We start from the raw sequence: 8469 nt of genomic DNA on the forward strand, positions 1-8469 counted from the left end.
AGGGAATATTCTTCTTCCTGGTCCATAACTATTTTGATTAATTTATCCCTATTATTTCCCCTTATGCTGCACCAATCTGTTACATCTCCTTTTTCAATATCAGAAAGTACGATTGATCTAATACTATAAGCATATTTTTTTATACTTTTTTTAATTTCGTTACCAAAAGATATACCAGGCCTATCATTATCCGGTAGTATGATTACTGTAGCCCCTTTAAAGTATTGGCTATAGGTATCAAACCATTTACCTTTACCCGCTCCATTAGAGCCTGTAGTGGCTACTAGACCCATTGTTTTTAGTGTTTCACAATCTTTTTCCCCTTCTACAATAAAAACCCATTTGTTATTTTTTACGGCTGCAATTACTTGAGGTAAATTATATAAAGTGGGTTTTTGTAACGGGAAATATCGTTTATTTGTCTTTCTACTTTTTTTACTAAATTCGTTAGATCCTTTAAATGTTTCAGTATATTCTCCTTCTTCTAATCCCCAAACTATAGAGCCATCAATAATTCTTCTCTGAAAAAAATGCTTGTCCTTAGTTCGGACTTTTTCAAATAATATTTCTCCGTTTGAATCTGTATATTTATATATTTTTTCTATATTAGATTTTTTTTTCTTTGTGCTATTTGTTTCTAATTTATTGTCAAATAAATCTGTTATAGATAAGCCAACACTGTTTAAAACATCTTTGGTATCACATCCGGCTTGACAAGTTACTAGAGTTTTTTTTGTATGTGGATTGTAATTAATTGATAAACTAGCCTGTTTGTCATTATGATTAGGACAAACACATTGAGCCTTATTCCCGGTGCTTTTTCTTACGTCAAATTTGTTTAATATTTCTTTGTATTCCATGAATTATCATCCTTTTGTTATTTATTTAAAACAAAAAAGCCTTTTAGGTTCAACACACCTAAAAGACTTGAAATTCATATACTTATTTGATACAATAGACCTATATAAATATATAAGTCCTTTGTACTTATAAGTTCTCTTGAATGTCATTAGGGTAGTTTGGATACCTTTTTGATTTACTGATTAAAGTGCTGCAAACATTTTAACCAGGCAATAGAGGACTTTTTTATTTTATTAATATTAGTATAAGTCATATTTTTTATTTAATCAAATAAATACCTGGTTAATTTTGCTTTTTTAAACAAAATATTTCGGTTTATTTTTGTCGATATTATCGTTTAAATTATCTGAAGAACCTCCAGGAATGTAAGAACTTGTCTTTAATTTTAATTCAATCCCTTGTTCTATTCCTATCATTATAATTTTTTTTATTTGTGCAATTTTAAGTTTTGCAATTTCTATATTATCATCATAAACAAACTCAATTAAACTAGAATCTAATCCCTCTGTCTTCAATTCTTCAATTATTGCAAGTTTCTTTTTCTTCTTTTCAATATCATCAATATCTTTTTTAAGTTTTTCAAATTTTTCTTTATATTCTGCATTTATTTGAGTTATAAAATCATTTTGGAATACTCCGAGTTGGTCCGCAATCATCTTATTAATATCAAAAGTATAGTCACCAGTAGGAGTAGGTTCTTCTTCAATTGTTTCATCTACAGTTTCATCGATTGTTTCATCTGTGGTAGTTTCTGTAGTGTCTATGGTTTCATCTGCAGTATTTTCTGTAGTTTCGTCCATGAATTACTCCTCCTTAACTATATTTTATAAATGCCATACAAGAACTTTCATTTCTTAATTTTGTATAACCATATTTAACAAGCCCTCTAACACCATCACCAATATAATCAACTAATCGAACGGCTTCTGGTGCTCCATCTAATTGCATAGCATAACCGGTGCCGCTTGGGTGAGTTAATACAACTTTATCAACTGGATTATCTGCTTTACAGATTAAAGTTGTTCCGTTAACTGTTGCACCTTCTACAACTCCATTTTTTAATATTGAATATTGAGTTGTGAATCTATCATCTTTTGCTATTAATGCTAAGAAATCCGGTGATATAATGAAATATCTACCACCTACAGGAACTTTCAATTTGTTAGCCTTTGTATTTAGGTCAACCAATAGATCATAAGCATTTGATTTAGTTACAAGTTCTTTTTCAAGGTCAGTTCCTATTATGTTTTCTGCTGCAATATTCTCAGTTATATAAGTTACTACCTCTTGATTAATTTCTTCACCTAAAACCCCTGATTGTTCCTTAGTTACTGATTTAAGCACATCATCTTTTAACTGTATTGAATCGCAATCGTCAACCATAAAAGCATAATATTTCTCTTCTGGAAAAGTCATTTCAACTTTGGTAGTCGCCACGTCACTCCATTCAATTTTTTGTCCTTTAGTATAATCTTTCCATGCCCCTGGTTGTATTCTATTAAAAATAACTTTTTCGCCTTTTTTTTCTACTGGTGGAGTTGTTATAACCCCTACAAATGAACTATCGTGGAAATTCTCCATAATAGAATCTTCCCATAATGTTGGTTTATAATTATCTATTGCCATAAGTTTTTCGCTCCCTTTCTAATTTTTCATGAATACAAAGTTTTATATATGCCGTTACAGATAAACCCAAGTCGTTGGCTTTGTCTTTTATGATGGTATGTAAATCTTTTTCTAGCCATAAACATTTTTGAACTTTTTTCATAAAATAACCTTCTTATTTTTCTTCTTTTGAGTAATATTCTAATCTACTTTTTACAACACTAATTAATAAATCTTTTAGATCTTTATAATTGTCACCATCATTTTCTAGTATTACTTTAGGATCAACGGTATTTTCGCAGTAGTAGCCGCTAACGTGTTCCACTAAACCGTAAAAAATATCAAATTCTTTTTTTCCTAATCTTTCCGCATATTCAGTAATATTATTTCTACTGTGAGCCATATGGTAACCAATTAATTCATGACCTAATACTTTAGATATTTTCATTAAAGTTTCAATTCTTGGTTCTACTTTGCCTATCTCTATTCTATTTAAGTTAGAACGAGATATTTCGCTCTTTTCAGCAAGTACTTTTTGAGTTAAATTCTTAGCAATTCTTAATTCTTTTATTTTTTCACCTGTTTTAACATTATCCATTGAAAATCACTCCTTGTTTTATTATTGTTTTATTATAGCACTTAAAAAGTGACATTACAATACACGTATTTTTTTAAATTAAAAAAGGATTTTCATATGATTTATAGAAGTATAAAAGTATTACAAAAGTATTATAGGAGGGATTTTAATGAATAGAAAGCAATTTGATGAATTAGAATACATTGATCAAGTAGCATATGTTAATAGTGAACTTTTAAAGGGTGAAACTTTAAGAAACATTAGTGAATCTTTATCTATGAGCAAAACAACTATAAGGGATAGATTTAAAAAAATAGATTACCGTTACAATAAAGACTCTCGTCAGTATGTCAAAAGTAATACTTTGGTAGAACAACCATACAAAAGTATAACAAAAGTATTACCTAAAGATAAAAGTATAGATAAAGAGCCTCTTAAAGAAGGTGTAACAAAAGAAGTACAAAAGTATGAAGACGATATTCTTGAACTTGTAAAATACAAAAGGGATATTTTAGAAATGCTAAAGAATTATAAAGGTAATACTTTAGAAATACCACAAATAAATGTTAATGACTTACCTGGTGAATTGAAAGATACCATAACAAACAAATCTTTTAAAATGTATGAAGGAATATATCAATTATTTAATGAAGTATGCAGCCAGTACCAGGGGATAAAAAAACAAGATTTAATAAGCCTTGCCATTTTAGAATTTTGTAATAAATATAATAAAGGGTTTAAGGTATGTAATATAACAAAAACATATAAGTAGTACACGGATATTATATTCCTAATATATGTAATAAAAATTATATATAGTAGGCTCAAACCATTGATATTAAAGGGTTTAAGCCTTTTTTTAGTTTTAGTTCTTTGATAAAAGAACGTATATTATTAATTTTAAAATGACTTTATTTCGCAAAGTTACCCTTTTGCGAAATGGGTGGTACGAAATTCGTACTAAGTTAAAAAACCTCCTAGAATACTAGGAAGGTTTTTATTTAGTACCACGTTTCTCCGTTTTCAGTAATATGCAGCCATCTTTTATCTCCATCAAGTTCATACTCAAACCTAAAATAATATATTCTTTCAATTTCAAGAATATCTAAGTGCTTATATTCTTTATAATCATAGTCATACTTTCGGACTTTAAATCCAATTTTATCAATTGAAGAAATTGTTTTTGCAACTACGATATAACTATCATCTTCCAAATCTTCTTTTGCTAAATAGTTGAGTTCTTGTGCATAATATATTGCTTTTGGCACTAGGGTTGCTCTACCCTCAAGACCAAAGGCATTAAATATATTAACTATAAACTTTTCATATATAGTTTTATTTTCTTCGCTAAGATCTTCGTAACCATCTACCCATTTGTAATTTATTTTATGTATATTTCTTAGATCATCCGTTGTTTTTAATTTATAGTCTTTTAATCCATTAGTTTCGTATTTTTTTTCAATTTCGAATCTATTCATTTTTATACACTCCTTTTTTATATTTGATACATATATTTTTCTAATAATGAGGAAAATTCATTTAGATCTCTTTCATCTAAGCCTTTTTGACTTAAAAAAACAAAAATATTATTATGAGCCTTTGCTCTGGTTTCCCATTTTTCCATTTTATCACAGACAACGGAATCCGTCGGTTCTCCTGTTAATTTTAATATTACATCTATTTTATGTTTTATTAAACTATTTACCTTTTTAAGTTCTTCATTTTCTTTTCTTAAATGTTCAATTTGAGATGCTAATTCCAATTGTTTATTTACTATTTCATTATTCTTCATTGACGTATTTTCTCCTTCTCACTTTAGTTTTTATCAAATAATAATTTCATTGGTTGAATAATTACAATACTTTATACTGCAATACGTTCTAATTCCTTCTTATAGGCTTTTAATCCTGAAAAAGATGGTTCTATACCTACTTTACCACAAGCAATTAGATACTCTTGTAATATTTTTATATTCATCCAATAAATCCTCCTTATTTAATATAATGTAAATTATTTTTTTTATTTTTTTTCGCATTAATTGCCAATTGCCTTTTGTAAACAACTTTATTGTTTTCCTTTATTTTAATAACTCCTTTGTACAAATCTTTTACCACTGGTGGTTTGTTTTGTTCCATAATATACCTCCTTGTTAATATAATAATATTATAACACGGTTACGTAACCTTTACAACACATTTATTTTTATGTTATATTATTGTTGAGGTGATAATTAATGAGTATAAGTAAAGAAAATGTTAGAGCAAATCTTATTATTAATAGAGAATTAAAAAAGAAGTTAGAAGAAATTGCAGTAAAAGAAACTAGATCCTTTAATAATTTAGTCATTACAATATTAAAAGACTACGTAAAAAAAGCCACCAAATAGGTGGTTTATTTTTTTTCTTCATATTGTTTTAATAGTTTATAGAAAGTTGTTTTCTTTAAGTCCAGTATCTTCATTACATCAACTTTCTTTATGCTGCCGTCTTTCATCATTTTATAATATTTTTCCCATTGACTTGGATATTCCACCGCTTTACGTCCTTTATACTTGCCATTCTTCCTGGCTATCTCAATACCTTCCAATTGTCTGTCCTTTATATATTCTCTTTCAAGTTGGGCCACGGCTCCAAACACTGTAAGCATAAACATTCCTGTTGGAGTTGTTGTATCTATTGCTTCTTTTAAAGATACAAATACTACTCGTTTACTATTTAATTTTTCAACTAAATCTATTAGATCCTTTGTGTTCCTGGCGAATCTGCTGATACTATCAACAACCAATTTATCACCGCTCTGCAATGTGGCCATCATATTATTAAGAACTGGTCTATCTATTAAGTTTTTGCCGCTCACCTTTTCAATATAAACATTCTCCAGGGGAATATTATGTTCTTTGGCTTTTACCTCTTGTCTTATTGTGTTTTGGTCACGACTTGATACTCTGATATAAAAATATGTACTCATTAATTACACCTCGACTTTTAAAATTTGTTACAGAAAGGCTGTAACTCGCTGACGGGGCAAAAATCAATTTGAATTTTAGAATGTACCCCTTCTTAATTCAATATTACTACTTGGTTCGTTTAAAGTCAATTCTTTTTATGAACTTAATATAATAGTTCGCATAATGGTGTAATGCGTGTTGTAGGTACTTACTTTAAGGGTTGTTTGATGTATACCTCAAACGAACTCATAAAACAACGTAATTATATACATATTATATATATCTTATATAACAATGGTTACTATTCAGTAGACGGCACCAAATATAGGCTTTACGCAAGATATAAGGCTCTATACATTCACAACAAACAAGACCTACTGTATACCTCTAAACCCTTATAGTATCAATGCTAATGTATATTGTAACGGCTTGGGTTCATTACATAGGTTCTCGTATCTGTAAGGCTCAGCCACCGATATATATACCCACCTCTCCACATTATCACATAAAAAAACCAGTATGCTATGTAAGCACCTGGTTATTATTAATCTCAATATATTTTAAACCTTCACCAATTTTACTAATGATTCCATCACCTTGGCTCATATCCATAGGGACTACTTCCCTCTCACCATTTCCGTATTCAATTAAACCCAAACATACTATTTTACATTTAATTTCTTCTTCTGAATCATTATAAATTGAATACATTTCACCAGGTGCTGATATTATTTGAATTACTTTATAATCCAACTTAATCACCTCTTTTTATTTTACCGTTACAAAAATACATATCTAACTTGGGGACACCACTGGGGACACCTTAAAAAACTGTGTATCCGTTGGTATATAAGGGATTGCAGACAAAAGGACGTTGGGGACACCTTTTCCAAGTTATTTATATATATATATATATAAATTTTAATTTTTATATTTTAATTGGGTTTAGTGTCCCTACTGTCCCCCGGCATTGGTATCACTCATTCTAGGTGTCCCCAAAGGTGTCCCCAAGGTGTCCCCAAGTTGTAGTGAAACTGTCCCCAAACTACCTTTTAAATACGATTTCTTTAGGTTCTATTTTTTTCGTTAAATTGTCAGAATATTCGGTTACTCCTCTAACTATCCCCTTAAAATGTTTTGTCCCATGGTACTTATATTTAAAAATCCCTAGATTATTTTCAAGTCTTTTAGTAAACTCTTGACTGCTGCATGGTCTTCTTTCATTCTGATTACAATAATTTTCATAGTGAAGATATAACATAGTCGCTTTTATTCTGTCAGTAGATAATCCCGTAACCGTATAATATTCATTTATAAATGCTCTTGTACTATCACATTGCAGCATATATTGTTGTTTTTGTTCTTCTAATTCTGCGGCATTGGTGAATTTAAAGCCTTGGCTCAATAATCTTTCAAGTCCTTCCAAAGACCATTTTAAAATATATTCTTTATCTTCCATAAGTTTATGCATCAACAAAGGATCTCTTTGCTCTACTGGTATTACATTATTACATGGCACTATTAGAAACCTATCAAATAAATGTTGTCCCATATCTCCTTTGATATAAGGCAACTCATTACAGGCAAACATAAGGACACCTTTATATTTAAAAGTAAACCTATCTTTTCCTTTAAACTCTGCAGCAATAGAATCTCCTCCGGTTAATTCTTTAAATGTAGAAGGGTCTTCAAGTGTTTCATTCGGTAGGTCACCATTAAAAACAATTCTTTTGCCATAGATTGCAGATGACCCAAACCTTTCTGCTAGTTGCTGCATTTTTAAATTTATACTGTTTTCTTCTCCAACTATATTACATAGTGCTTCTATAAATTTTGATTTTCCTGTATCACCTTTTCCATAAAGTAATAATACTTTTTTTACTCTATTCCCTGTTATATTGGATAATGTTAATCCCGCATACTCTTGTAATACTTTTGTAATACCTTCGTTCCCTTCGCTTAGATCATCAATGAACTTGTCCCAATATCCTAGATTTTTAACATCATTTTTATAATTACAATCTAATTGATAACAAGATATATAATCCGTAGAATGTGGCTTTAATTTCTTGTTTTTAACGTCATATAAACCGTTTTTTAAATTTATAATATATTCGTTACCATTTACGTGCTTAAAGTCAATAGGCTCTTTATACGTAAGCATTTCGGCAATATCGTTTATAGTGCTTGAGGTTCTTAATCTTGGGATTATGTATTTCGACACCTCTCCACATATCCAATTCTTTGACGCTAATTTATAAACTCCATTTTTGTATATATGCATTAATCCGCTTGACCCGTTAGAACTTGCAATTATATAATCTATATTTGTACTTAAATTATTTGCTAAGAGTCCTCTCACTAATTTTACTGATTTAGTTCTTTCGTTTTTCTCATACCAAAGGGAATATTCTTCTTCCTGGTCCATAACTATTTTGATTAATTTATCCCTATTATTTCCCCTTATGCTGCACCAATC

The 8469-nt window shown here is 29.5% G+C and carries 12 protein-coding genes and 1 pseudogene; 2 read left to right on the forward strand and 11 right to left on the reverse strand.

Annotation, left to right across the window (positions count from 1 at the left end; genetic code table 11):
• From ACVHXK_RS18185 to ACVHXK_RS18205, 5 genes and pseudogenes are all read right to left on the reverse strand, one after another.
• Positions 1-860 (reverse strand): annotated as a pseudogene (locus tag ACVHXK_RS18185) (hypothetical protein); the annotation flags it as partial.
• 297 nt (positions 861-1157) lie between these two features.
• Complete coding sequence (locus ACVHXK_RS18190; RefSeq protein WP_461207827.1) at positions 1158-1661, reverse strand: hypothetical protein; 504 nt, start codon at positions 1659-1661, stop codon at positions 1158-1160.
• 13 nt (positions 1662-1674) lie between these two features.
• Entirely contained in the window at positions 1675-2487 is an 813-nt protein-coding gene (locus ACVHXK_RS18195) for a hypothetical protein (RefSeq protein WP_461207828.1), read from the reverse strand.
• Positions 2474-2629: a hypothetical protein gene (locus tag ACVHXK_RS18200; protein WP_461207829.1), complete on the reverse strand. Its 156-nt coding sequence runs from the start codon at positions 2627-2629 to the stop codon at positions 2474-2476. Before ACVHXK_RS18200 ends, ACVHXK_RS18195 begins: the two co-directional genes overlap by 14 nt.
• 12 nt (positions 2630-2641) lie before the next feature.
• Positions 2642-3064 (reverse strand): helix-turn-helix domain-containing protein, encoded by a 423-nt coding sequence (locus ACVHXK_RS18205; RefSeq protein WP_461207830.1) that lies wholly within the window; start codon positions 3062-3064, stop codon positions 2642-2644.
• Between the two features lie 148 nt (positions 3065-3212).
• Between ACVHXK_RS18205 and ACVHXK_RS18210 the strand changes: the two genes are divergently transcribed.
• A complete protein-coding gene (locus ACVHXK_RS18210) occupies positions 3213-3815 on the forward strand; it encodes a DNA-binding protein (protein WP_461207831.1) in 603 nt (200 codons plus the stop codon).
• A 229-nt stretch (positions 3816-4044) separates the two neighbouring features.
• Here ACVHXK_RS18210 and ACVHXK_RS18215 read toward each other — a convergent pair whose 3' ends face one another.
• The 3 genes from ACVHXK_RS18215 to ACVHXK_RS18225 all read right to left on the reverse strand — a co-directional run bounded on the left by ACVHXK_RS18215 (position 4045) and on the right by ACVHXK_RS18225 (position 5178).
• Complete coding sequence (locus ACVHXK_RS18215; RefSeq protein WP_461207832.1) at positions 4045-4521, reverse strand: hypothetical protein; 477 nt, start codon at positions 4519-4521, stop codon at positions 4045-4047.
• Between the two features lie 17 nt (positions 4522-4538).
• A complete protein-coding gene (locus ACVHXK_RS18220; protein ID WP_461207833.1) occupies positions 4539-4835 on the reverse strand; it encodes a hypothetical protein in 297 nt (98 codons plus the stop codon).
• A 199-nt stretch (positions 4836-5034) separates the two neighbouring features.
• Positions 5035-5178: a hypothetical protein gene (locus ACVHXK_RS18225; protein WP_461207834.1), complete on the reverse strand. Its 144-nt coding sequence runs from the start codon at positions 5176-5178 to the stop codon at positions 5035-5037.
• A 98-nt stretch (positions 5179-5276) separates the two neighbouring features.
• Here ACVHXK_RS18225 and ACVHXK_RS18230 point away from each other — a divergent pair, with 98 nt between their 5' ends.
• Entirely contained in the window at positions 5277-5429 is a 153-nt protein-coding gene (locus tag ACVHXK_RS18230) for a DNA-binding protein (protein WP_461207835.1), read from the forward strand.
• A gap of 5 nt (positions 5430-5434) precedes the next feature.
• Here the strand turns inward: ACVHXK_RS18230 and ACVHXK_RS18235 are convergent, their stop codons facing one another.
• The 3 genes from ACVHXK_RS18235 to ACVHXK_RS18245 all read right to left on the reverse strand — a co-directional run.
• Complete coding sequence (locus ACVHXK_RS18235) at positions 5435-6010, reverse strand: recombinase family protein (protein ID WP_461207836.1); 576 nt, start codon at positions 6008-6010, stop codon at positions 5435-5437.
• Between the two features lie 502 nt (positions 6011-6512).
• Positions 6513-6743: a hypothetical protein gene (locus ACVHXK_RS18240; RefSeq protein ID WP_461207837.1), complete on the reverse strand. Its 231-nt coding sequence runs from the start codon at positions 6741-6743 to the stop codon at positions 6513-6515.
• A 292-nt stretch (positions 6744-7035) separates the two neighbouring features.
• On the reverse strand, positions 7036-8469 hold a 1434-nt coding region (locus tag ACVHXK_RS18245), incomplete at its 5' end, for a DNA primase family protein (protein ID WP_461207838.1).

It is taken from the genome of Clostridium sp. DL1XJH146, assembly GCF_054819755.1.